This window comes from Streptomyces sp. NPDC002787 (assembly GCF_053592095.1).
Map to the genome: position 1 here is coordinate 21,950 of NZ_JBSFVC010000020.1, position 22,871 is coordinate 44,820.

Below are 22,871 nucleotides of genomic sequence, written 5' to 3' on the forward strand. Positions count from 1 at the left end.
TCTTTCGATGATTCGCTCCCAGCGCTGGAAGGGTGCCGCGTTCACGGTGCCCTTCCAGCTCGGCTTCGTCTTCCTCTATCTGCTGCCGATCGGGTACGCGTTCTACGAGTCGCTGTTCCTGCAGAAGCAGTCCGGGCTCGGCCTCGGCGGCGCGACCCGGGAGTTCGCCGGGTTCGACAACTACCAGCAGGGGCTGACCGACTCGGCGTTCATGGGGTCGATCCTGCGGGTGGTGCTGTTCGCCTGCGTCCAGATCCCGTTCATGCTGCTCGTCAGCCTGGTGCTGGCCCTGTTCCTGGACGCGCTCACCTCGAAGGCCGCGAGCAGGTTCCGGATCGTGCTGCTGGTGCCGTACATGATCCCGGGCGTGGTCGCGGCGATCGTGTGGATCAACCTGTACAGCCCCGAGGTCGGTCCGCTGACCCCGATCGGCGACCTCTTCGGGTTCGACTGGAACTTCTTCGCGCCGTCGATGGTGTGGCCGTCCATCGGCAACCTGCTGACCTGGCACGGCATCGGCTACAACATGGTGATCATCTACTCGGCACTCCAGGGCGTGCCCCGCGAGCTGTTCGAGGCCGCCCGTCTCGACGGCGCCTCCGAGACCCGTGTCGCGCTGAGCATCAAGATCCCGTTCGTGCGCGGTGCGCTGGTCCTGACCGGCCTGCTGTCGATCATCCAGATGCTGCAGCTCTTCAACGAGCCGGCGCTGTTCCGGAACATCGCCCCGGAGACGGTCGACGACAGCTTCACCCCCATCATGATCATCTACAACCAGGCGTTCAACGCCGCCAACTACCACTACGCCGCCGCCCTGTCGGTCCTCCTCGCGGTGATCCTCGGCATGGCCTCCTTCCTCTTCTACCGGCTGACCTCGAAGGAGGCGGACTGATGGCCACCACGACCACCGAGTCCCCCAAGAAGGCCGGGGCCCCTCCCGTGCGGCGGATCACCAGCGTCGACACCGCCTCGCGCGGGCGCGGCGGCCAGCGCTTCATCCTGCTCGGCCTGATCCTGGCCAGTGTCTACAGCCTGTTCCCGGTGTACTGGCTGATGGTCGCCGCGACCAAGGACCAGGTGGGGCTGTACCAGAGCAACGGCCTGTGGTTCTCCGACTTCCACCTGTGGGACAACCTGCGGCAGGTGTTCACCTACGACGACGGCATCTTCCTGCGCTGGATCGCCAACTCGTTCCTGTACGCCGGCGTCGGCTCCCTCGGCGGCACCCTCGTCGCCCTCGCCACCGGCTACGGTCTGGCCCGCTTCGACTTCCCCGGCCGGGGTGTGGTCTTCGCGGCGGTGGTCGGCTCGTTCCTGATCCCGATCGCGCTGCTCACGCTCCCGCTGTACCTGATGTTCTCGGAGATCGGTCTGGTCGACACCCCCTGGGCCATGCTGATCCCCTGCCTCATCAACCCGTTCAGTGTGTACCTGGCGAAGGTCTACACCGAGGCGACGATCCCCTTCGAGCTGCTGGAAGCCGCCCGCATCGACGGCGCGGGTGAACTGCGCATCTTCTTCAGCATCGTGCTGCGGATGATGACCACGGGCGGCGCGACCGTGTTCCTGCTGGCCTTCGTCAACACCTGGAACGCCTTCTTCCTCCCGCTGACCGTCCTGCGCGGCGAGGAGAACTGGACGCTCAACCTGGGCCTGTACAACTGGTCCGGCAAGCGGGCGGAGTCGGGCATCGACGTGACCAGCCTCGTCCTGACGGGCGCCCTGCTGTCCATCATCCCGATGGCGATCATGATGGTCGCGATGCGGCGGTACTGGCGCACCGGTGTGACGCTGGGGGCCCTGAAGTGACACCTCCGGTGCCCGCTCAAGCAACCGTCGCCCCGGGAACCCTGGAAACTCCGGGAGCCCCGGGAACCCTGGAGACTCTGGGAGCTCGCTCGTGACCGTGGTCCGCAACCCCGTCATCCGTGGCTTCGCCCCCGACCCCTCTCTCATCAGGGTCGGCGAGTGGTACTACGTGGCGACCAGTTCGTTCGAATGGTTCCCGACCATCCCGATCCACCGGTCCAGGGACCTCGCGCACTGGGAGTACGCGGGCCACGTGCGCGGCGCGGCACCCGGCGGCTCACTGAAGGGCGTCCCCGACTCGGGCGGCGTCTGGGCCCCTTCGCTGAGCTGGGACGGCGAGCGCTTCTGGGTGGTCTACACGATCGTGCGGTCGGTGGGCACCCGGTACTTCGACCTGGACACGTACGTCAGTACGGCGGCGGCGGTGGACGACGAGTGGACCGCTCCGACGCGCGTCGTGAGCCATGGCTTCGACCCGGCCCTCTTCCACCACGAGGGCCGGCTCTGGCTGCTCAACATGCAGAGCGACCACCGCCCCGGCGGCCGGCGGTTCGCCGGAATCGTCCTGACGGAGCTGGACCGCTCCACCCTGCGCCCCCTGGGAGACACCCACCTCCTGCTCCAGCACGACAAGCTGATCGAGGGCCCCAAGCTCCTCCTCCGCGACGGCTGGTACTTCCTGGTCCTCGCCGAGGGCGGCACCGGTTTCGAGCACGGCGTGCGGGTGGCGCGCAGCCGCGCCCTGACCGGCCCGTACGAGCTGGACGACGTGCCCCTGCTGACGACACGGGACGACCCGAAGGTGCCGTTGCAGAAGGCCGGGCACGCGGAACTGGTCGAAACCCCGGACGGCGAGTGGTACTTGAGCCACCTCACCGCCCGCCCCGTCCACACCGAGCACGGCATGCGGTGTCCGCTGGGCCGGGAGACCGCCGTGCAGGGGGTCGTATGGGACGCGGACGGCTGGCCCCGGCTGCGGCAAGGGGGTTGGCATCCGGCGGTGGAGGTGGAGGTACCGACGGTGACGGGCACGGCGTCCGCACCTGTGCCCACGCCCAGCGGCGACGACTCGCTCGCCTGGCCGTGGAGCAGTCCGCGGGCGGAGCCGGACGCGTCCTGGGCCGACACCGCCGCCCGGCCCGGCTGGATCCGCCTGCGCGGTCGGCAGGGGCCCGAGTCGCTGTGGGACCGGAGCCTGTTGGCCCGGCGCCTCACCGAACACCGGGCGGAGGTGGAGGTGACGGTCGAGGCCCGCCCCCGGTCCTTCACCGAGGCCGCCGGATTGGTCCTCTGGTACAACACCGCCTCCTACCTCACCCTTGACCTGACCTGGGCCGAGCCCGAGGGCGAGCCGCAGCGCGGCCAGCAGTGGCGGGGCGGGGGCCGTACCGTGCTCAGCCTCGTCGAACGCGACGAGGACGGGGCCCGGCAGGTGGCCGTGGTCGAGGTCGAGGCGGGTCGTCCGGTCACCCTGGGGGCGAGCGTCGACGGCGCTGAGGCCCGCTTCTGGTACCTGCGCGAGGGCGTCCGCACACCCCTGGGGCCGGTCCTGGACTTCAGCCGGCTCTCCGACGACTACGGCTCGAAACTGCGCTTCACGGGCGCCTTCGCCGGCATCCACGCCGAGGACCTGGTCGCCGCCGGGTTCACGGCGGACTTCGGGGGATTCCGGCTCGTGTGCGAGGAGGGGTGACGGCCCCGAACAGGATCACCCAGGGCTGCACCGCCTGTGGACGCGCCGCCTCGTCCGGGTCAGCCCGCTGTCGAGGGCTGCGGGACCTGCGCTCGCATGGACCCGTGACTCCGCTCCACTCTCGCCACATGCGGCCTGTGGCTCTGGTACGACTCGGCTCGCCCGCGCTTCCGCGCCGCCCGGTGCTCGGCGTCGCACCGCCACTCCGTGCGGGCCTCGGCGCCGCGGAAGTACGCGACGGAACCGCGCGAGGGACGGGGAACACCGGGCGAACGCCGGCTGACGCGCCGCTAGTCGCAGGTGATGTCCCGGTCCGGTCGCTCACCCGTCGCGAGGAAGCGGGACACCGTCCGGTCGCCGCAGGCGTTGCCGTTGGCGAGGTAGGCGTCGTGGCCGGTGGATCGGCATCCCGCCAACCGGCGTCTGGGCACGGGGGCTTACACCCGAGGGTTCCCCTAGGGCCCGGTCGGGCACCCGGCGTAGTTTCGCACTCCTTGTTCGAGGTTTCGAAAGTTTTGGGTTGGGCGGTCCTTTGATTTCCCGCTTCTTCCCGCCGTCCTAAGTTGGCCTTACCGTAGGAAGCGCTTGCTACGGGCTTCTTGTTGCCGCCGCGCGAGCGATGCTGTTCGAAATTTTCACCGGCCCTCGGGACGGGCCCTGAGAGGTGGAGTCGCGATGGTGCGTGGCGGGAGCGCGACGGCCGGGCCGACGCTGGCGGTGGTGGCGCGCGAGGCCGGGGTCTCCGTCCCCACGGCCTCGAAGGTGGTCAACGGCCGCGAGGACGTGGCCCCCGAGACCAGGCGCCGGGTCACCGAGGCGTTGGACCGGCTCGGCTATGTCCGCAGACCCCGGTTCGAGGCGTCGAAGCCACCGCGCATGGTGGACCTGGTGGTGCACTCGCTGGAGAGCTCCTGGTCGGGCGCGGTACTGCACGGTGTGGAGCAGGCGGCCCACGACGCCGGTCTGGAGGTCGTGGTCTCGGCCGGCCTGACCCGCACCCGGGGCGCCCGTCCCGAGCGCGGCTGGTTCGACAAGCTGACCGCCCGGGGCTCGGCGGGCGTGCTGTTCAACCTGGCCGAGCTGTCCCCCGCCCAGTACTCCTGGCTCGCCCAGCACCGCATCCCCTTCGTGCTGATCGACCCGGTCCTCGAACCGCCGCCGGGTGTGGTGTCGGTGGGCGCGGCCAACTGGCAGGGCGGGATGACCGCCGCCGAGCATCTGCTGGCCCTGGGGCACGAGCGGATCGCCGTGATCGCCGGGTACCGGCGGAAGATGTGCAGCAGCGCCCGGGTGGCCGGGTACCGCTCGGCGCTGGTGGCCGCGGGAGTCCCGTACCGGCCGGAGTACGTCCGCTACGGAAACTTCATGGAGACCACCGCCCGTCACCGCATGCTCCAGCTGCTCGACCTTCCCGAGCCGCCGACCGCCGTGTTCGTCTGCTCGGACAAGATGGCCCTCGGCGTGTACGAGGCGCTGGCCGAGCGGGGGCTGAGGGTGCCGGACGACGTGAGCGTGGTCGGCTTCGACGATCTTCCCGAGGCCCGCTGGGCGACTCCCGGGCTCACCACCGTCCGCCAGCCGCTCTCGGAGATGGCTCAGACCGCGCTACGGCTGCTGGTGCGAATGATGGAGGGCGACCAACCGGAGGGCACGCGCACCGAGTTGTCGACGCGGCTGGTGGAGCGGTCCAGCACGGGGGCGCCGCGCTCGGCCTGAGCGGGTGGGCGTCGGGGCGTCGGGGTTTGGAGTTACTGGCGCTGGAGTGCGTTCAAGGGTGGGGCATACACCGTCCGGGGCGTACGGCCGAGCACGAGACCTGGCAACAGGACTCACTCCCGCTCAGTCTTCAGGAACGGTTGCGGAAGGCCTGAGTTCGGGTGAACGGTTGGCGTCGTGGGACCGTACCCATAGGGATGGCCGAATGGGTGTCCCGGCGGTCCCGCACCCCGGCCCGCTCGACCGCACCAGCACTGAGCTCCACATGCTCCACAGGGAAGGACCTTCGGGTTGTCGCACATACGCTCTCCGCAGCTTCCGGGACCGACACCGGTGCCGGACGACGACGAAGCGCCGGAGGACACCGCCCCTCCGGAGCCGGCGCCGGAAGAGAGTTCACCGAAGGTGGGGGCGAAGGCAGGGGCAGGGGCAGAGGCAGAGCCCCAGGCCACCGTCGAGGCCGAGGCAGAGGCCGGGGTACCGGAGCCGGAGACGCGTACCGCGCCCCGCACCAAGTCCGAGGACCGGCCCGAAGCCCACGCCGAGGCCGAGAGCGAGGCCGAGAGCGAGGCCGCAGAGCAGACCGGATCCGAGCCCCGGGAGAAGACCGAATCGAAGCCTGAGCAGGACAAGAAGGCCGAGCCCGAGCGGAAGACGGGATCCGAGCCCGACTCCGGGCCGGAGTCGGCGCCGACGGCGGACGTCGAGCAGGAGTCCACCCCCGAGCAACCGCCGACTCAACCCCCGTCTCAACCGGCGGCTCAGCCCTCGACGAAGTCCCCCGCAGAGCCCCCGGCGGGGTCCCCGACAGACTCCCCCACCACCGCCTCCTCCGGCTGGCGGGCCAAGTACCCCGTCGCCGCGCGTGGCGTCGCCTGGGCCGTCACCGGACTGGCCGTCGCTCTCGTCATGTTCGCGCTGCTCGTGCCGAACGACGTCGAGAACATCGAGTTCGGCCGTTTCCTGCGGATCCCGGCGGAGGCGATCCTCGTGGCGGGGCTGCTGCTCGTGCTGCCGGCGAAGGCACGGCGAGTGGTGGCCGTGCTGGTCGGTGTCGTGCTCGGGCTGCTGACGATCGTCAAGGTGCTGGACATGGGGTCGTACTGGACCCTGGACCGCCCGTTCGACCTGGTGCTGGACTGGATCCTGCTGGACGACGCACAGTCGTTCATGAAGGACTCGCTGGGCGGTGTGGCGGCGCAGGCCGCGACGATCGGGGTGATCGCGCTGGCGCTCGCGCTGCCGGTGCTGATGACGCTTGCGGTCGTGCGGATCAGCCGCCTGATGGTACGCAACCGGCGCACGGCGAGCCGTACGCTGCTCGTCCTGGGCACCGCGTGGATCACCTGCTCGACGCTGACGCTGGAGTTCGGCGACGTACCGGTGGCCTCGCACAGCGCGGCGTCGCTCGTGGAGAGCCGGATCGAGGCGGTGAGCGAGGGGCTGAAGGACGGGGAGGCGTTCCGGAAGCAGTCCGCGGTGGACGCCTTCGCCGACGTACCGCCGGACCAGCTGCTGACCGGGCTGCGCGGCAAGGACGTACTGATCACGTTCATCGAGAGCTACGGCCGCTCCGCGATCGACGACCCGCAGATGGGTGAGCCGCTCGGCGAGACGCTCGCGCAGAAGACGCAGGAGCTGAAGGACGCCGGGTACGCGTCCCAAAGCGGCTGGTTGCGCTCCCCCATCACCGGCGCCGGGAGCTGGCTGGGCCACTCCACGTTCCTGTCCGGCCTGTGGATCAAGAACCAGTCGCGTTACACCCACCTCGTCGCGAGTGACCGTCTCACCCTCACCGAGGCGTTCCGCCGTACCGGGGCCTGGCGGACGGTCGGCATCGTGCCCGGCACCCAGAAGACCTGGCCGGAGGGCAAGTACTTCGGTCTGGAGCACATCTACGACTCCGACCAGCTCGGCTACAAGGGCCCGAAGTTCAGCTGGTCGACCATGCCCGACCAGTACACGCTGAAGGCCTTCGAGGAGCTGGAGCACGGCAAGAAGGACCGTGAGCCGATCATGGCGGAGATCATCCTGACCTCCAGCCACAACCCGTGGGCGCCCATTCCGAGCACGATCCCCGAGGAGCGTATCGGCGACGGCTCGGTCTACCACTCGCTCCAGAAGGCTGAGGGCAAGGACCCCAAGGAGGTCTGGAAGGACCCCTCGGACGTGCGTGACGAGTACCGCAAGTCCATCCAGTACTCGGTGACCAGTCTCGTCGACCACGTCACGAAGTACGGGTCGGAGGACACCGTCCTGGTCTTCCTCGGCGACCACCAGCCCAACAAGACGGTCACCGGCGCCGACCCCAGCCACGACGTGCCGGTCTCGATCGTCGCCCAGGACCCCGAGGTGCTGGAGAAGATCTCCGACTGGGGGTGGACGGACGGCCTCCAGCCCGCCGACGACACCCCGGTGTGGCGGATGGACAAGTTCCGCGACCGCTTCATGACGGCGTTCGGCCCACAGCAGGCGGCCGGCACACCCTGACCGGCGAGGGCCCCACCGGACCGCTCCCCACGCGGTGCGGCGCGGGCTCAGCCCGACGCGCCCACCTCGTTGTTCGGCGCTCCGTCGCCCACCGGGGGCAGGTCGCCGCGCTGGATCGGCGTGCCGTCGCGCGAAGGCGGGGGCTTGTCGTGCGGGCCGGTCGGCGGCAGGAGGAAGGCCAGTTCGCCGTCGTCGGCGCGGTGTGCGGCGAGGGCGGCGGCACGCAACACCTCGCGGTCGACGGCGGACGTGACGGCGCTGACCCGGACGAGGTGGCCGTCCGCCGGCACGGCGTACTCGTGCTGTCCCGCCGAGGTGCGGTACCAGGCGTCCCCGTCGCGCTCGCAGCCGACCGGCTCCCCCGAGCCCTGGCCGAGCGGCTGTTCGGGGCAGCTCTCGGCGGTCATCGTGCCGCGGTCGACGAGAAGCAGGAGCTGGGCGCTGTTCTTCCGGGACCAGTAAGCGGCGGAGAACCCGTCGTCGCCGTACACGCCGACCGACTGCCGGGCGAGCACGAATCCGGGGGACTCGGTGACATAGACGAGACCCGGCGCGAGGCCCAGTGCCTCCGCCCGGGCGTGGAGTTCGGCCCGGCCGGGGTGCGGCGCCAGGGGCTCGCGGCCCACGGCCACGACCTTCTCGTTCCCACAGGCGGTGAGCAGCAGCAACGGCAGCAACGCCAGGGGCGGCAGAACACGCGCGGTACGGAACATGCCCTCCATCCTGCCGCACAGTTGTTCCACAGGTGAGCCAAAGGGTCCGTTCTATGAGAGCGCTTACTCACAGGGCCTTCCTTCCCGCACCGGGGCGTGCGGGCCGCACGGGAGGCAGGGGTGTCGGCGGGTGTCCGATTCCTTCAAGACCGGCCCGCGCCAACCCCCTTACGTTGGCCGTATGACTCCACGACTCGATGCGATCGGCATGGTGGCCTCGGACATGGCCGCCTCCGTCACCTTCTACCGCCGGCTCGGTTTCGCCTTCCCGGATGGCGCCGAGAACCAGCCCCACGCCGAGGCCCGACTGCCCGGCGGGCTGCGGCTGCTGCTCGACACCGAGGAGACCGTCCGCTCCTTCCACCCCCGGTACCGCAGGGGTACGGGCGGCGGCGCCGGGCTGGCCCTGCTGTGCGACAGTCCCGCCGAAGTGGACGCGATGTACGAGGAGTTGGTGAACGCCGGGTACGACGGCGAGCTGAAGCCGTGGGACGCGGTGTGGGGCCAGCGGTACGCCGTGATCCTCGACCCCGACGGCAACGGGGTGGACCTCTTCGCGCCGCTTCCCTCGTCCGCGTCCGAGTAACCGTCGCCGCCGGGGCCCCGTCATCGCCGCGGCCCCGTCGACACCCGCCACGCCGCCGCCCGGCTACTGTCGGCCGAGCAGTTCACCGAGCGGCAGCCCGGCCAGCTCCCGTACGTCACGCGCCAGATGTGCCTGGTCTGCGTACCCGGTCCGGGCCGCCGTCTCGGCGAAGGGCACCCCGTCCCGGGCCAGCGCGAGCGCTCGTCGCAGCCGCAGGACCCGTGCCAGCGTCTTGGGCCCGTACCCGAACGCGGCGAGTGACCTGCGGTGCAACTGGCGTGCTCCGAGCCCGAGTTCGTCGGCGGTCGCCGAGACCGCCCGCCCCGCGTCGAGCGCGACGACGACCCGGCGCAGCAACGGATCGGGCAGCTCGACCTCGGCCGCCCGCTCCAGCGCCACCTCTTCGAGGCCGCTCGCCGGATCACTCGCCGCGTTCACCCGGGCGGTGAGCCGCCGTACGAGCGCCGGGGCCCACAGATCGGCCAGCTCCACCCGCCGGTCGCGCAGCTCGTGCGCGGGCACGCCCAGGAAGGCCGGCGCGGTGCCGGGGTAGAACCGGAGGCCCGCCCAGCTACGGGGTGCGCCTTCGGTGATGTACGCCCGCGAGTCCGGCCCGGCGACCAGCAACCGCCCGTCGTTCCACAGCAGATCCATGCACCCGTCCGGCAGCACCCGCCCGGAGCCGGGGCCGGCCGGACCACCGGGTCGGTTGGTCCACACGACGGCCCCGCCCAGCCGAGACGCCCGTTCCGCATACACACGAAAAGGCTACGCCTCCACGGCTCCGCTCGGCTTCACAGCGAGCTCCCCGCGCCCCTCAGCCGTCCTCCCCCTTCTTCACCGGTGACCGCAGCCTCGACGTCACGTCCTCCGGTGGCAGGAAGCGGGACCAGCGCTCCGGGAACTCGGAGGGCATGTCCGGGTCTTCGGGGTCGTGGGAGCGGGCGGCGGCGGCGCGGGCGACGTACTCGGCGGCCTGTTCCTCGCGGAGGCGCTCGTTGGCGGCGCGAGCGGCGGCGGTGGCGGCGGCGGGCCAGACGCGGTCGATGGCGGCGTTGACGGCGGCACCGACGAGGACCGCGAAGGCGCTCACGCCGATCCAGAGGAGGACGGCGACGGCCGCGGCGAGGGAGCCGTAGATCGTCGCCCCCTCGACCGTGCTGGTGAGGTAGATACGGAGCAGGAAGCTGCCGAGGACCCACATGCCGAGGGCCATGAGGGAGCCCGGTACGTCCTCGACCCAGGGGGAACGGACCGGCACCGAGACGTGGTAGAGCGTCGTCAGGAAAACGATGGACAGGACGATCACGACGGGCCAGTAGAGGACCTGGACGACGGTCGCCGACCAAGGGACGATCCGGACGACGGCGTCGGGGCCGGCCACCATCAGGGGCAGGGCGACCGAGCCGATCAGCAGGGCCACGATGAAGAGCAGGAACGCCATGAGGCGGGTCTTGACGATGCCGCGGACGCCGTCGAGGCCGTACATGACGGTGATGGTGTCGATGAAGACGTTCACCGCCCGGGAACCGGACCACAGGGCGAACAGGAATCCTATGGAGATGACGTCGGGGCGGCCGCCCTTCATCACGTCGTCCAGGATGGGCTGCGCGATCTCGGCGACGCCCTTGTCGGACAGGACGGTGCGCGAGGCCTCCAGGAGGTTGAGCTCCAGGCTGGCGATGGTGTCGGCGCCGGTCCAGTCGTCGACGTAGCCGAGCAGGCCGATCATGCTCAGCAGCAGCGGCGGCACGGAGAGCAGGGTGAAGAACGCCGCCTCGGCCGCGAGGCCCAGGATGCGGTACTCGATGCAGGAGTTGACGGTGTCCTTCAGGAGCAGCCAGGCGGTCCTGCGCTTGGAGACGTTCCGGTAGAGGGCACGGGCGCGGTGGAGACGCCCGTGGGGGCTCTCCGGTGGTGGGGGTGACTGACTTGCTGGCTGCACGCCCTAAAGGTATCCGGCTGCGCGTGCCACCCTCACCTCCCGGGGCCGCCGGTCGCGGCCGGGGCCGCGTGTGGCGCACGCTTCCCTCCGGACGCGTCACGGGGCAGCAAACAAAGGGAAACACAGCAGAAAACAAAGGTGATTCCGAATCGCTTTTTCTGTCATGAACGTGCTGGCCGAATCAGCGAGGGGCCGGAAGCGGAACGGTCGAGCGTTTTTGTACCCGCTTTTTGGAAAGTTCCCCGCTGAAGCGCCGGGCCGGGTCGGGTCCGACAGGTCGGAAGAGATCGGGAAAGGGGCGGGAAAGCGTCAATCACCCGACCTCGCTTGACCCGTTCCCGAATGTGCCGAAAGAATCCGGATTGCGTTCCGCTGCACCCACCTGGACCAGGTGCCGGGGCAGCGAGCACCGGGGGATTCATCCAGGCCGACCAGGCCTGATCCATTCCGCCACACCCGTCACCGCTCTCCGTCCCCTCTCCTTCTGTCATTCCGCGCGCCGTCCCGTTCACCCCCGGGCGCCTTCCATCGCAATACCTGTCGCGGAGAAATTCAATGACATTGCCAGTACCACGACGCGTGGTGGAAAAACCGGGTGAGGTCCAGGCGGCCGAGCCGGACGCGGCGGAATCGTACACCGCCACCGAGCGACTCCTCGCCGAACTTCTGGCCGGCGTCGCACGCGTCGAACATGTGCCCGCAGAAAGCCATTTCTTCGACGACCTCGGTGCCAACTCGCTGACGATGGCGCATTTCTGTGCCCGCGTCAGGAAGCATCCCGATCTGCCGTCGGTGTCCATCCGGGACGTCTACGGCCACCCGACGATCCGCAGCCTCGCGACCGCGCTGACCGAGGCGCCGGCGCCACCGGCCGCCCCGCCGACGCCCGCCGAGGTCACACCGCCGGGCAGCACGTTCCGGTACGCCCTGTGCGGGGCGCTGCAGTTGATCCTCTTCACCGCGTACTGCGTGCTGGCCACGTCCGGATACGTGCAGGCGTACGAGTGGGTGTCGGACGCCTCCGGGATCCTCGACGTCTATCTGCGGTCGACGGCCTTCGGCGCGCTCGCCTTCCTCGCCCTGTGCACACTCCCGGTCGTCGCCAAGTGGCTGCTGATCGGGCGCTGGAAGCCGGTGGAGTTCCCCGTCTGGGGTCCGGCGTACCTGCGGTTCTGGCTCGTCAAGAACCTGCTGCGCACCAGCCCGATGGTCCTGTTCGTCGGCAACCCGCTGTACGTGCTGTACCTGCGGGTCCTCGGTGCCCGGATCGGACCGGGCGTCACGATCCTCAGCCGCACCGTCCCGGTCTGCACCGACCTGCTGACGATCGGCGCGGGCACGATCATCCGCAAGGACTCCCACTTCCTCTGCTACCGGGCGCGCGCCGGGCGCATCCGCACCGGCCCCGTGACCCTCGGCCGGAACGTCTTCGTGGGCGAGCAGACCGTGCTCGACATCGGCACCGCCATGGGCGACGACTCCCAGCTCGGCCACTCCTCCGCGCTGCGCGCCGACGAGTCGGTCCCGGCCGGGCAGAGCTGGCACGGCTCCCCGGCCCGGCGCACGGACGTGGACCACATCCGGGTCGCCCCGGCCCGCTGCGGCACCCTCCGGAGGGCCGGATACGGGCTCGCGGCCCTCCTCCAGACCCTGCTGCTGTATGTGCCGCTGACCCTCGGCGGCGCGTATCTGCTCCTCACGGCCGCGCCGGCGCTGGACACCCTGCTCGACCCGGCGTCCCAGCACCTCACCTCGGCGCGCTTCCACGTCGAGGCCCTGGCCCTGTCGCTCGTGCTGTTCGCCGGCACCGTCGTCGTCGGCGCCGTCACCGTGTTCGTCGTACCGCGGCTGCTGCGCCCGCTGATCGAGCCGGACCGCGTCTATCCGCTGTACGGCTTCCACTACTCCGTGCACCGCGCGATCGTCCGCCTGACCAACCTCAAGTTCTTCAAGTGGCTGTGCGGCGACAGCTCGTACATCGTCCCCTACCTCGGCGCCCTCGGTTACGACCTCTCGCGCGTCGAGCAGACCGGGTCCAACTTCGGCACCGCGATGCAGCACGAGACGCCGTACCTGGTGAAGGTCGGCGGCGGGACCATGGTCGCGGACGGTCTGTCGGTCATGAACGCGGAGTACTCCGGTACGTCGTTCCGGGTCTCCGGGGTGAGGATCGGCGGGCACAACTTCCTGGGCAACCTCATCGCCTACCCGGTCGGCGGCCGGACCGGCGAGAACTGTCTGCTGGCCACCAAGGTGCTGGTCCCGCTGGACGGCGAGATCCGCGAGGGGGTCGGGCTGCTCGGCTCGCCGCCCTTCGAGATCCCCCGCTCGGTGGAGCGCGACAGCCGCTTCGACCATCTGCGCGAGGGCGACGAGCTGCGCCGCCGGCTCGCCGCGAAGAACCGCTTCAACCTGTGCTCGATGGGACTGTTCCTGTTCCTGCGCTGGCTGCACACCTTCGCGTTCACCGTCCTCGGCTTCGCGGCCTTCGACCTGTACGGGCACTGGGGCGGCGTCGCGGGACTGCTCGCGCTCGCCGCGCTGCCCCTGGCGGCGCTCGTGTTCACCGTCCTGTACTGGACGCTGGTGGAACGGTCCATGACCCGCTTCCGGCCGCTGCGGCCGCGGTTGTGCTCCATCTACGACCCCGTCTTCTGGCGGCAGGAACGGCTGTGGAAGTTGCGGGACAAGCACGTCCAGGTGCTCAGCGGCACCCCGTACAAGAACCTCGTCTGGCGGCTGCTGGGGGTCCGGATCGGGCGTCGGGTCTTCGACGACGGGGCGGTCATCACCGAGCGGACGCTCACGGCGATCGGCGACGACTGCACCCTCGCCGTCGGCAGCAAGATCCAGGCCCACTCGCAGGAGGACGGCACCTACAAGTCCGACCACGTCACGATCGGCGCGGCCTGCACGCTGGAGGTCCAGGCGTTCGTCCACTACGGCGTGACGCTGGGCGAGGGAGCCGTGCTCGCGCCCGACTCCTTCCTGATGAAGGGCGAGGAGGTGCCGCCGCACGCGCGCTGGGGCGGGAACCCGGCGACGGAAACCACCGGACAACGGTGAATCGGGGGGAAACGATGGATCGGTTGGAGTCGGGCGAAGCCGCCCGGAAGTACTGGCACGAGGTGCTCACCGCCGGGGGGCGGACCGTGATCCCACGGTGGAGCACCGATCCGGTCAAGGGGGTCGCGGCCTACGAAGTGGACCTTCCGGAGGGGCTGTTGGCCACCGTGGACGGTACGGCCTCGTTGCTCGCCGCCCACGCCAAGGTGCTCGCCACGCTGTCGGGCGAGTCCGAGGTCACCACCGGCTGGCTGGAGGACGGCCGGCTGCTGCCCTGTCGGCTCACCATCGCGCCCGGCGACACCTGGCGCGCGCTGCTGGGGCACACCCACCGCGTCACCACGGAGCTGCTGACGCACGCCGACCACCCGGTCGACGCCCTGCGGCGCGAACTCGGCCTTGCCGAACCGCCGTTCGAGACCGTGCTCGACACCGGCGGAGGCGACGGCGACCTCGACGAGGACGTGGTCCTGCGGGTGGGGCTGGTGCACCGCGACGACGGCCCCGCCCTGCGGCTGCGTTACCGCACCGATGTGCTCGACGAGGGCGGCGCGGCCCGGATCGCCGGCTACCACGTCACCGCGCTCTCCCTGCTGGTCGCCGGGCCGGACGCCGAGCACGGTCGGCGGAGCCTGGTGTCGTACGACGAACTCCGCTTCCAGATCGACGGGTTGGCCGGTCCGCACCGCGAACTGCCCGACCGCCGGGTGCACGAGCTGTTCGAGCAGCGGGTCGTGGCCCACCCGGACGCCGTCGCGGCCGTCCAGGGCGAGCGGCGCTGGACCTACCGTGAGCTCAACTCCCGTGCCAACCAGCTCAGTCGGGCCCTGCTGGTCCGGGGCCTCGGCCGCGAGGGCGTCGTCGCCGTGGTGACCGAGCGGAACCTGGACTGGATGGCGGCCGTCCTCGCGGTGTTCAAGGCCGGCGGCGCCTATCTGCCCGTCGAGCCGCACTTCCCCGCCGAGCGCATCGCCACCACCCTCGCCCGCGCCGGGTGCGAGCTGGTGCTCACCGAGCGGGGCAGCACGGCCACGCTGGACGGGGCCCTGTCCGCGCTGCCCGGGGTGCAGCGGCTGCTCGTCGAGGACGCGTACGACGAGGCCCACGCGGACTCCGACCTCGGCATGGAGATCGGGCCGGACCGGCTGGCGTACATCTACTTCACCTCCGGTTCCACGGGCGAGCCCAAGGGCGCGATGTGCGAGCACGCCGGCATGCTCAACCACCTCCACGCCAAGCTCGACGACCTCGGTATCGGCGAGGGGGACGTGGTCGCGCAGACGGCGCCCCAGTGCTTCGACATCTCCCTGTGGCAGCTGCTGGCCGGACCCTTGGCCGGCGGGCGGACCCTCCTCGTGGAGCAGGAGGTGATCCTGGACGTCGGGCGGTTCGTCGACCGGATCGCGGACGGCGGCGTGAACGTCGTCCAGGTGGTGCCGTCCTACCTCGAGGCGGTCCTCGCCCACCTGGAGCAGCACCCACGTCGACTGCCCGCTCTGCGCCGGGTGTCCGTCACCGGGGAGGCGCTGAAGAAGGAGCTGGCGGAGCGCTGGTTCGCCGCCGAGCCGGGCATTCCGCTGGTCAACGCCTATGGGCTGACCGAGACTTCGGACGACACCAACCACGAGGTGATGGACCGGGCTCCGGAGGGGGGCCGGGTGCCACTGGGCCGTCCCGTCCGCAACGTCCGCGTGTACGTGGTCGACGAGCACCTCTCCCTCGTGCCGCTGGGCGCACCGGGGGAGATCGTCTTCTCCGGGGTGTGCGTCGGGCGGGGGTACGTCAACGATCCGGAGCGCACCGCGCGGGCCTTCACCACCGACCCGTACCGGCCGGGCGAACGCCTCTACCGCAGCGGGGACCACGGGCGCTGGCGGCCGGACGGCAAGCTGGAGTTCCTGGGCCGCCGGGACACCCAGGTCAAGGTGCGGGGCTTCCGCATCGAAATCGGCGAGGTGGAGAACGCGCTGCTCAAGGTGGCGGGGGTGCGGGACGGCGCGGTGGTGGTCGCCAAGGGCGCGCACCTGGTCGCCTTCCACTCCGGCCGGCCGCTCGCGGGCGAGGTGCTGCGGGAGCGGCTGGCGGCCTCGCTGCCGGCGTACATGGTGCCGTCGGTGTTCCACTGGCGCGAGAGCCTGCCGCTGACCGCCAACGGGAAGACCGACCGGCGGACGCTGACCGCCCTGGCCGAGCGGCTGGACGCCGTGGACGGCGAGTCGGTGACGCCTCCGGTCACGCCGACCGAGGAGCGGCTGGCTGCCGCCTGGGCCGAGGTTCTCGGGGTGCCCCGGGCCCGGATCGGCCGACATGACCACTTCTTCGACCGGGGCGGCACCTCGCTGTCCGCGGTGAAGCTGGCGATCGCCCTGGACCGGGCGGTGTCCCTCAAGGACGTGGCCGCGCATCCGGTCCTGTCCGAGCTGGCCGGGCTGATCGACACGAGGGCCGACGCGAACACCGTAGGAGGGCAGTCATCTTGAACTTCCTGAGCCGCCGCCGCCGAAAGGGCACGGGGACGGCACCGCGCCCCTCGACTCCGCTGCCGCTGCCGTTGCCGGACATCGAACTGTCGACCGACAAGCCGCCCCTCCTCACCGTCTCCCCCACCGATCCCCCCGCCCCCTGGGCGGCCGGACACCGGGACGCCCTGCGAGCCGCCGTCGCCGAGCACGGCTCGGTGCTCGTGCGGGGTCTCGGACTGCGGGACGCGGCGGAAGTCGGCACGGTCTTCCGGACGTTGGCGGACACGCTGATGGGTGAGAGGGAGGCCTTCGCGCCCCGGCGGACGTACGCGGACGGTGTGTACTCCTCGACCGCCTGGCCACCGAACCAACCGATGTGCATGCACCACGAGTCCAGCTACACGCTGGAGTTCCCCGGCATGCTGCTCTTCGCCTGCCTCGAAGCGGCCGAGCGGGGCGGGGCGACCGGGGTCGCCGACGCCGAGGCCGTACTGGCCGCGCTTCCGCCCGAGTTGACCAAGCGGTTCGAGCGGGACGGCTGGCTGCTCACCCGCTCGTACAACGACGAGATCGGCGCGTCGGTCGCCGAGGCGTTCGGCACCGACGACCGGACCGTCGTCGAGGCCTACTGCCGGGCGCACGCCATCGACTTCGCCTGGCGGCCCGACGGCACCCTGCACACCCGGCAGCGGCGGTCCGCCGTGCTCCGTCATCCGGTCACCGGCCGGCGCTGCTGGTTCAACCAGATCGCGTTCCTCAACGAATGGACCATGGACCCCGAGGTGCGTGAGTACCTGCTGGACATGTACGGCGCCGACGGGCTTCCCTTCAACACCCGTCACGGCGACGGCGATCCGATCGGCGCGGACGTCGTCGAGACGCTGAACGAGGTCTACGAGGCGCACACCGTCCGCGCACCGTGGCGTCCCGGCGACCTCCTGCTCGTCGACAACATCCGCTGCGCCCACAGCCGTGAGCCCTTCGAGGGGGCGCGCGAGGTGCTGGTGGGCCTGGCGGATCCCGTACGGCCGACCGACCACGCCATGCAGCACTCCGACGCGAGGAACGAGGTGAGGTTCACATGACCGAGGTTCCGGGTTTCGCCGTGATCTCCGGCGCCCAGGTGCAGCAGGCCCTGCGGGGCCGGGAGAGGGAGATCGTCGAACTGGTCGAGTCCGCCTATCTGCTGCACGGGAACGGGGACACCGGTGACACGGTCAACCCGCCGTCGTACTTCCTCCGTTTCCCCGACCGTCCGTCCTCCCGGATCATCGCGCTGCCCGCGTCGCTGGGCGGGAAGTTCCAGGTGGACGGGTTGAAATGGGTCTCCAGTTTCCCGGAGAACACGGCGTCCGGGCTGCCGCGCGCGTCCGCCGTGCTGATCCTCAACGATCACGCCACCGGCTATCCGTTCGCGTGCCTGGAGGCCTCCATCATCAGCGCCACGCGGACGGCCGCGTCGGCGGCGCTGGCGGCCGACCGGCTGAGCGCGCGCCGGGGGTCGCCGCGCCCGGCCCGGGTCGGTTTCCTCGGCACGGGCCTGATCGCCCGGTACATCCACACGTTCCTCGCGGCCACCGGCTTCGCTTTCGAGGAGGTGGGGGTGCACGACCTGTCCGCCGACAGCGCGGCCGGATTCCGGGGGTACCTGGAGCGGTCCGACGCGAGCGGGCGGGTGACCGTGTACGACGGTGCCGAGGACGTGATCCGGGCGAGCGACCTGGTGGTCCTCGCGACGATCGCGGGCGAGCCGCACATCCATGAACCGAAGTGGTTCGCCCACAACCCACTGGTGCTGCACGTGTCGCTGCGCGATCTCGCGCCCGAGGTGCTGCTCGCGTCGGCGAACTTCGTCGACGACGTCGAGCACTGTCTCAAGGCGAACACGTCACCGCACCTGACCGAACAGCTCACCGGGGCACGGGACTTCCTCGACGGAACGCTCCATGACGTCCTCACCGGCCGGGCGACCGTGCCGGCGGACCGTCCGGTGATCTTCTCGCCCTTCGGCCTCGGGGTCCTCGACCTCGCGGTCGGCGGTCATGTCCACGACGAAGTCGCCCGCTCCGGCGGACTACGGGTCGTGGACGACTTCTTCCACGAGCTGCGCCGCCACGGCTGACCGCCGGTCGCAGCGAGTACGACAGTGCACAACCAGGGGGGCCGCAGTGCCAGTCATATCCGTGCCCACGGACTTCAACGAGGAGGAGCTGTACGTCGATCTGCGACAGGTCGTCGGACACGAGCTCTTCCTGAAGTGCGAGGGATTCAACTTCGCCGGCTCGATCAAGCTCAAGGCCGCGACCGAGATGGTGCGGGCCGCCGAACGGGACGGACGTCTCCGGCCGGGTGCGACGCTCGTCGAGTCGTCGTCCGGCAATCTGGGCGTCGCGCTGAGCATGATCGCGGCGAGCCGGGGCTACCGGTTCCTGTGTGTGACCGATTCCCGGTGCAATCCGCAGACCCGGCGTCTGATCGAGGCCCTGGGCAGCCGGGTGCACGTCATCTCGGAGCCGGACCCGCACGGCGGTTTCCTGGGGGCACGGATCGCGTACGTCCGCGCGCTGTGCGCCGCCGACCAGCGGTACGTGTGGCTCGACCAGTACACCAACCAGGCGAACTGGCGGGCGCACTACCGCACCACCGCGCCCGCGATCGCCCGGCAGTTCCCGCGTCTGGACGTGCTGTTCGTGGGGGTCGGCACCTCCGGGACGCTGATGGGCTGCGCCCAGTGGTTCTGGGAGCGGCGGCGCCGGGTGCGGATCGTCGCCGTGGACAGCGTCGGGTCGGTCGCCTTCGGCGGAGCTCCGGGCCGCCGGATGATCCCGGGGCTCGGCACCAGCGTGACCCCGCCGCTGCTCGACGCGTCCTACGTGGACGACGTCGTCCGGGTGGAGGAGATCGACACCGTACGGGCCTGTCACCGCCTGGCCCGGCGCGGCTTCCTCTTCGGCGGTTCCACCGGGACGGTCGTCAGCGGCGCCACCGACTGGCTGAACCGCAACGGCTCCCCCGAGGTCACGGCGGTGGCCATCGCCCCGGACCTCGGCGAGCGCTACCTCGACACCATCTACCGGCCGGGCTGGCCGCTGGAGCAGTACGGGGAGGCCGTACTGGACCCGCAGGAGGAGTTCGGCACGGGCGAACTGGGGACGGGTGAGCTGGCGGCGCCCGTCTGAGCCGCCTTCCGTGATCCGGCGCCGGACCGTTCTGGTCCGGCGCCGGACACCTGCCCGCCGGATACTGGTGAGCGTCACCGTGCCGACGCGATACCGAGGGGTTTGGAGCTGCTGGCGCTGGAGTGCGTTCAAGGGTGTTCTGGTGCGTGGGAGTGAGCGTGGGTGGCCCTGTGTTGTGTCGCGTGGGGCCGGTCGGGGTGTCGGTTTCAGTGAGGAACTGGCGTTCCCCCATCGAATGCGTGACCTTCCTGGGGGGTGCTCGTTTGTCACGGCGAAGGGGATCTTCGGGTGCATCGGGCGGGGGTGACGGGGTGGGTGGGCTGAGGAGTGTGGCGGAGCCGTTCGTCGCGTCCGGCCCCAGTGGTGTGGCCGTCCGGACCCGGCTGAAGCAGCTGACGCCCGGCGATGAGCAGGTGCTGCGTCTGGTGGGCGCGCATCTGGGGTCCCTGGCTTCGAAGGATCTCAAGGCACGCTGCCGGGACGGCGTGTCGCATTCCGGTGAGACGTGGGCGGTGCGCAAGCGGGAGCTGACGCCGCTGTCGTCGTCGCGGTGGGCGGGCAGCATCACCAAAGCCACGCACGACCAGTGGGCGCTGGCCCGCCGTGGCCAGCTGGCGCACATCCAGAACCTGGAAGCCGGCATCCGCACCATCACCGACCGCCTGTCCCGGCCGGTCGGGCAGAAGGGGACGAAGACGGCGCCCGGGGGCTACCGCTCCCGGCGGGAGTGGCACGCGAAGTCGCGGCGGCTGCGGGTGCTGGAAGACCGGCTGGCCGCCGCGCGGGCCGACCGCGAGGCCGGCCTCGTCCCTGTCGTACGGGGTGGCAAGCGTCTGGCCCGCACCCGGCACCACCTAGAGCCGGCCCGGCTCACCGAGTCCGCGTGGCGTGGGCGGTGGGAGGCGGAGCGCTGGTTCTGCCAGGCGGACGGCGAGTCCGGCAAGCGCAGCACCCGATCCGGCGACGGACGGCACCGCCCCCACAGCACCGGAGTGATGCGGTGGGGCATCGGACCGCCCAGGCCCGACCAGGTGCTCCTGGGCGTGAGGGAACCCGCCCCCGCATCCCCGGACCACGGACACGATCCGTGCCGCCCGGACGCGGAGCGAACGCGGGCCACCAGAACGCCCAACACCGTCCGGGGCGTTCGGCCGGGCATGAGACCTGGCAACAGGACTCACTCCCGCCCAGTCTCTAGGAACGGTAGGTTCCGGATATGGCATCCAGCACCCACGAAGTGACCAATCAGGCTCCGCCCCTGGTGGACTACGACGTCTTCGCCGCAGACCAGGTCCTGACGGAGGCGGTCGAGCGGCATCTGGCGCCGGAGGTGCTGGACGAGGCACGGGGCGACCTGTCCGGTTTCGGGCGTACGGCGGGCTCCGCGCAGGTGCAGGAGTGGGGGCGGCTGGCGAACGAGAATCCGCCGAAGCTGCGCACCCACGACCGGTACGGCAACCGGATCGACGAGGTGGAGTTCCATCCGTCGTGGCACCGGCTGCTCGGCAAGGGGGTGTCGGCGGGGCTGACGGCGGCCTGGGGGCGGCCCGGCGGGCATGTGCGGCGGGCGGCCGCGTTCGTCGTCTGGACCCAGGTCGAGGCCGGCAACGGCTGCCCGCTGTCCATGACCCACGCGGCCGTGCCCGCCCTGCGCACGGACCCGGCGCTGGCCGCGGAGTGGGAGCCGCGGCTGACGTCCGTGCTCTACGACTGGGACATGCGGCCCGCCGACCAGAAGGCCGGGGCCCTCTTCGGCATGGGCATGACCGAGAAGCAGGGCGGCAGTGACGTACGCGCCAACACCACCGAGGCGCGGCCGCTGATCGAGGACGGGACGTACGAGCTGACGGGCCACAAGTGGTTCTGCTCGGCGCCGATGTCGGACGGGTTCCTGGTGCTGGCGCGGGCTCCGGGCGGGTTGACGTGTTTCCTGGTGCCCCGGGTGCTGACGGACGGGTCGCGGAACGTGTTCCGCATCCAGCGGCTCAAGGAGAAGCTGGGCAACCGGTCGAACGCCTCCGCCGAGGTCGAGTTCGACGGGACGTGGGCCCGCCGGGTCGGGGACGAGGGCCAGGGGGTGCGCACGATCATCGGGATGGTGGCGGCCACCCGGCTGGACTGCGCGCTGGGCGCGGCCTCCCTGATGCGGCAGGCCGTGGCGCAGGCGGTGCACCACTGCGCGTACCGGGAGGCGTTCGGCGGCCGGCTGGTGGACAAGCCACTGATGCGCAACGTCCTCGCCGATCTCGCGCTGGAGTCGGAGGCGGCGACGACGCTGGCGATGCGGGTGGCGGCGGCGTACGACGCGGCCGAGGCGGGCGACGAGAACGAACGCTCGTTCCTGCGGCTCGCGGTGCCGGCCGCCAAGTACTGGGTGACCAAGCGCTGCGCCCCGACCGTGGTCGAGGCCTCCGAATGCCTCGGCGGCAACGGCTATGTCGAGGAGTCCGGCATGCCCCGCCTGGTGCGCGAGTCCCCGCTCAACTCCATCTGGGAGGGCGCCGGGAACGTACAGGCCCTGGACGTGCTGCGGGCTCTCCAACGCGAACCGCGGGCCCTCGACGCGTACTTGCGGGAGGTGGGCCGGGCCCGGGGCGCCGACCACCGGCTCGACGGCGCCATCAAGGACCTGCTGACCGAACTGGCCGACCTGGACGGCATCGAGGCCCGCGCGCGCCGGCTCGTGGAGCGCCTCGCCCTCGTCCTGCAGGGCGCGCTCCTCGTACGGTACGCGCCCCCGGCGGTCGCCGACGCGTTCTGCGCCTCCCGGCTGGGCGGCGACTGGGGCTCGGCCTTCGGCACGCTGCCGCACACGCTGGATCTGGCGTCGCTGGTGGAACGGGCGCGTCCGGAGAGCTGAGCCGGGGCCGGGCCGGGGTGTCTGTGCCGAGGGGCGCGGTCTACCGAGGGGCGCCGTCTGTCGAGGGGGCGCCGTCTGCCGAGGGGGTGCCCTCTGCCGAAGGGCGTCCCGTTCCGAAGGGCCCCCTGTTCCGAAGGCATCGCCCCTCGTTCGGGTGGTGCGACGCGGGGGTGGCGCCGCGCCGACACGGCACCACCCCCGCTGGTCCGGCCCCTTCGAGTGGAGCGCATACGCCGCAGCGGGCGCGTTGAACAAGTTTCAAGCAGGCCACGGCGGTCCGCCAGGGTTGCAGGGGGTTGCAACTCGTCCGCGCTCTGTGGCCGGAGTGTGCCCCTCCGTTGCCGATGAGCGG

At 71.0% G+C, this 22,871-nt stretch carries 15 protein-coding genes and 2 pseudogenes; 13 read left to right on the forward strand and 4 right to left on the reverse strand.

Annotated elements, in window-relative coordinates:
• The first annotated feature begins 7 nt into the window (after positions 1–7).
• The 3 genes from ACWD26_RS26720 (at position 8) to ACWD26_RS26730 (ending at position 3,502) form a co-directional block, all read left to right on the forward strand.
• Complete coding sequence (locus tag ACWD26_RS26720; RefSeq protein ID WP_451274264.1) at positions 8–892, forward strand: carbohydrate ABC transporter permease; 885 nt, start codon at positions 8–10, stop codon at positions 890–892.
• Positions 892–1,809, forward strand: a complete 918-nt coding sequence (locus ACWD26_RS26725; RefSeq protein WP_451274266.1) for a carbohydrate ABC transporter permease — start codon at positions 892–894, stop codon at positions 1,807–1,809. The genes ACWD26_RS26720 and ACWD26_RS26725 overlap by 1 nt, the downstream gene beginning before the upstream one ends.
• Before the next feature lie 91 nt (positions 1,810–1,900).
• On the forward strand, positions 1,901–3,502 hold the full coding sequence (locus tag ACWD26_RS26730) for a family 43 glycosylhydrolase (protein WP_451274268.1): 1,602 nt from the start codon (positions 1,901–1,903) through the stop codon (positions 3,500–3,502).
• 290 nt (positions 3,503–3,792) lie between these two features.
• On the opposite strand, the pseudogene ACWD26_RS26735 reads toward ACWD26_RS26730, so the two are convergent.
• A pseudogene (locus ACWD26_RS26735) lies at positions 3,793–3,903 on the reverse strand (alpha/beta hydrolase); the annotation flags it as partial.
• Between the two features lie 274 nt (positions 3,904–4,177).
• Here ACWD26_RS26735 and ACWD26_RS26740 point away from each other — a divergent pair.
• Both ACWD26_RS26740 and ACWD26_RS26745 read left to right on the forward strand, forming a co-directional pair.
• Positions 4,178–5,218, forward strand: a complete 1,041-nt coding sequence (locus tag ACWD26_RS26740) for a LacI family DNA-binding transcriptional regulator (RefSeq protein ID WP_451274270.1) — start codon at positions 4,178–4,180, stop codon at positions 5,216–5,218.
• 909 nt (positions 5,219–6,127) lie between these two features.
• The gene (locus tag ACWD26_RS26745; protein WP_451274500.1) at positions 6,128–7,708 is read left to right on the forward strand and encodes a sulfatase; all 1,581 of its coding nucleotides are present in this window, start codon (positions 6,128–6,130) and stop codon (positions 7,706–7,708) included.
• A 47-nt stretch (positions 7,709–7,755) separates the two neighbouring features.
• Here the strand turns inward: ACWD26_RS26745 and ACWD26_RS26750 are convergent, their stop codons facing one another.
• Entirely contained in the window at positions 7,756–8,421 is a 666-nt protein-coding gene (locus tag ACWD26_RS26750) for a hypothetical protein (protein ID WP_451274272.1), read from the reverse strand.
• 181 nt (positions 8,422–8,602) lie between these two features.
• Here ACWD26_RS26750 and ACWD26_RS26755 point away from each other — a divergent pair, with 181 nt between their 5' ends.
• A complete protein-coding gene (locus ACWD26_RS26755; RefSeq protein ID WP_451274274.1) occupies positions 8,603–9,007 on the forward strand; it encodes a VOC family protein in 405 nt (134 codons plus the stop codon).
• A gap of 63 nt (positions 9,008–9,070) precedes the next feature.
• Here the strand turns inward: ACWD26_RS26755 and ACWD26_RS26760 are convergent, their stop codons facing one another.
• Together ACWD26_RS26760 and ACWD26_RS26765 are read right to left on the reverse strand one after the other, a co-directional pair.
• Entirely contained in the window at positions 9,071–9,766 is a 696-nt protein-coding gene (locus ACWD26_RS26760; protein WP_451274276.1) for a helix-turn-helix domain-containing protein, read from the reverse strand.
• Between the two features lie 58 nt (positions 9,767–9,824).
• Positions 9,825–10,952 (reverse strand): YihY/virulence factor BrkB family protein, encoded by a 1,128-nt coding sequence (locus ACWD26_RS26765; protein WP_451274278.1) that lies wholly within the window; start codon positions 10,950–10,952, stop codon positions 9,825–9,827.
• 555 nt (positions 10,953–11,507) lie between these two features.
• On the opposite strand from ACWD26_RS26765, the gene ACWD26_RS26770 reads away from it, so the two are divergent.
• The 7 genes and pseudogenes from ACWD26_RS26770 to ACWD26_RS26800 all read left to right on the forward strand — a co-directional run bounded on the left by ACWD26_RS26770 (position 11,508) and on the right by ACWD26_RS26800 (position 22,519).
• Positions 11,508–14,018, forward strand: coding sequence for a Pls/PosA family non-ribosomal peptide synthetase (locus ACWD26_RS26770; RefSeq protein ID WP_451274280.1), 2,511 nt, complete (start codon positions 11,508–11,510; stop codon positions 14,016–14,018).
• Positions 14,019–14,032: 14 nt separating this feature from the next.
• The gene (locus tag ACWD26_RS26775) at positions 14,033–16,498 is read left to right on the forward strand and encodes a non-ribosomal peptide synthetase (protein ID WP_451274282.1); all 2,466 of its coding nucleotides are present in this window, start codon (positions 14,033–14,035) and stop codon (positions 16,496–16,498) included.
• Positions 16,495–17,565 (forward strand): TauD/TfdA family dioxygenase, encoded by a 1,071-nt coding sequence (locus ACWD26_RS26780; RefSeq protein WP_451274284.1) that lies wholly within the window; start codon positions 16,495–16,497, stop codon positions 17,563–17,565. The genes ACWD26_RS26775 and ACWD26_RS26780 overlap by 4 nt, the downstream gene beginning before the upstream one ends.
• Entirely contained in the window at positions 17,562–18,602 is a 1,041-nt protein-coding gene (sbnB, locus tag ACWD26_RS26785; RefSeq protein ID WP_451274286.1) for a 2,3-diaminopropionate biosynthesis protein SbnB, read from the forward strand. The genes ACWD26_RS26780 and sbnB overlap by 4 nt, the downstream gene beginning before the upstream one ends.
• A gap of 46 nt (positions 18,603–18,648) precedes the next feature.
• A complete protein-coding gene (gene sbnA / locus ACWD26_RS26790) occupies positions 18,649–19,659 on the forward strand; it encodes a 2,3-diaminopropionate biosynthesis protein SbnA (RefSeq protein ID WP_451274287.1) in 1,011 nt (336 codons plus the stop codon).
• Positions 19,660–19,970: 311 nt separating this feature from the next.
• Positions 19,971–20,606, forward strand: a pseudogene (locus ACWD26_RS26795) (IS200/IS605 family accessory protein TnpB-related protein); the annotation flags it as partial.
• A 269-nt stretch (positions 20,607–20,875) separates the two neighbouring features.
• Positions 20,876–22,519: an acyl-CoA dehydrogenase family protein gene (locus ACWD26_RS26800; protein ID WP_451274289.1), complete on the forward strand. Its 1,644-nt coding sequence runs from the start codon at positions 20,876–20,878 to the stop codon at positions 22,517–22,519.
• Positions 22,520–22,871: the final 352 nt, after the last annotated feature.

What these genes read in the sequence shown, in the direction of transcription:
- ACWD26_RS26745 (WP_451274500.1), top strand. Translation starts at nt 6,128, where the DNA reads ATGTTCGCGCTGCTCGTGCCGAACGACGTCGAGAACATCGAGTTCGGC.
- ACWD26_RS26770 (WP_451274280.1), top strand. Translation starts at nt 11,508, where the DNA reads ATGACATTGCCAGTACCACGACGCGTGGTGGAAAAACCGGGTGAGGTC.
- sbnB (WP_451274286.1), top strand. Translation starts at nt 17,562, where the DNA reads ATGACCGAGGTTCCGGGTTTCGCCGTGATCTCCGGCGCCCAGGTGCAG.
- ACWD26_RS26725 (WP_451274266.1), top strand. Translation starts at nt 892, where the DNA reads ATGGCCACCACGACCACCGAGTCCCCCAAGAAGGCCGGGGCCCCTCCC.
- ACWD26_RS26800 (WP_451274289.1), top strand. Translation starts at nt 20,876, where the DNA reads ATGGCATCCAGCACCCACGAAGTGACCAATCAGGCTCCGCCCCTGGTG.
- ACWD26_RS26755 (WP_451274274.1), top strand. Translation starts at nt 8,603, where the DNA reads ATGACTCCACGACTCGATGCGATCGGCATGGTGGCCTCGGACATGGCC.
- ACWD26_RS26720 (WP_451274264.1), top strand. Translation starts at nt 8, where the DNA reads ATGATTCGCTCCCAGCGCTGGAAGGGTGCCGCGTTCACGGTGCCCTTC.
- ACWD26_RS26740 (WP_451274270.1), top strand. Translation starts at nt 4,178, where the DNA reads ATGGTGCGTGGCGGGAGCGCGACGGCCGGGCCGACGCTGGCGGTGGTG.
- ACWD26_RS26775 (WP_451274282.1), top strand. Translation starts at nt 14,033, where the DNA reads ATGGATCGGTTGGAGTCGGGCGAAGCCGCCCGGAAGTACTGGCACGAG.
- ACWD26_RS26750 (WP_451274272.1), bottom strand. Translation starts at nt 8,421, where the DNA reads ATGTTCCGTACCGCGCGTGTTCTGCCGCCCCTGGCGTTGCTGCCGTTG.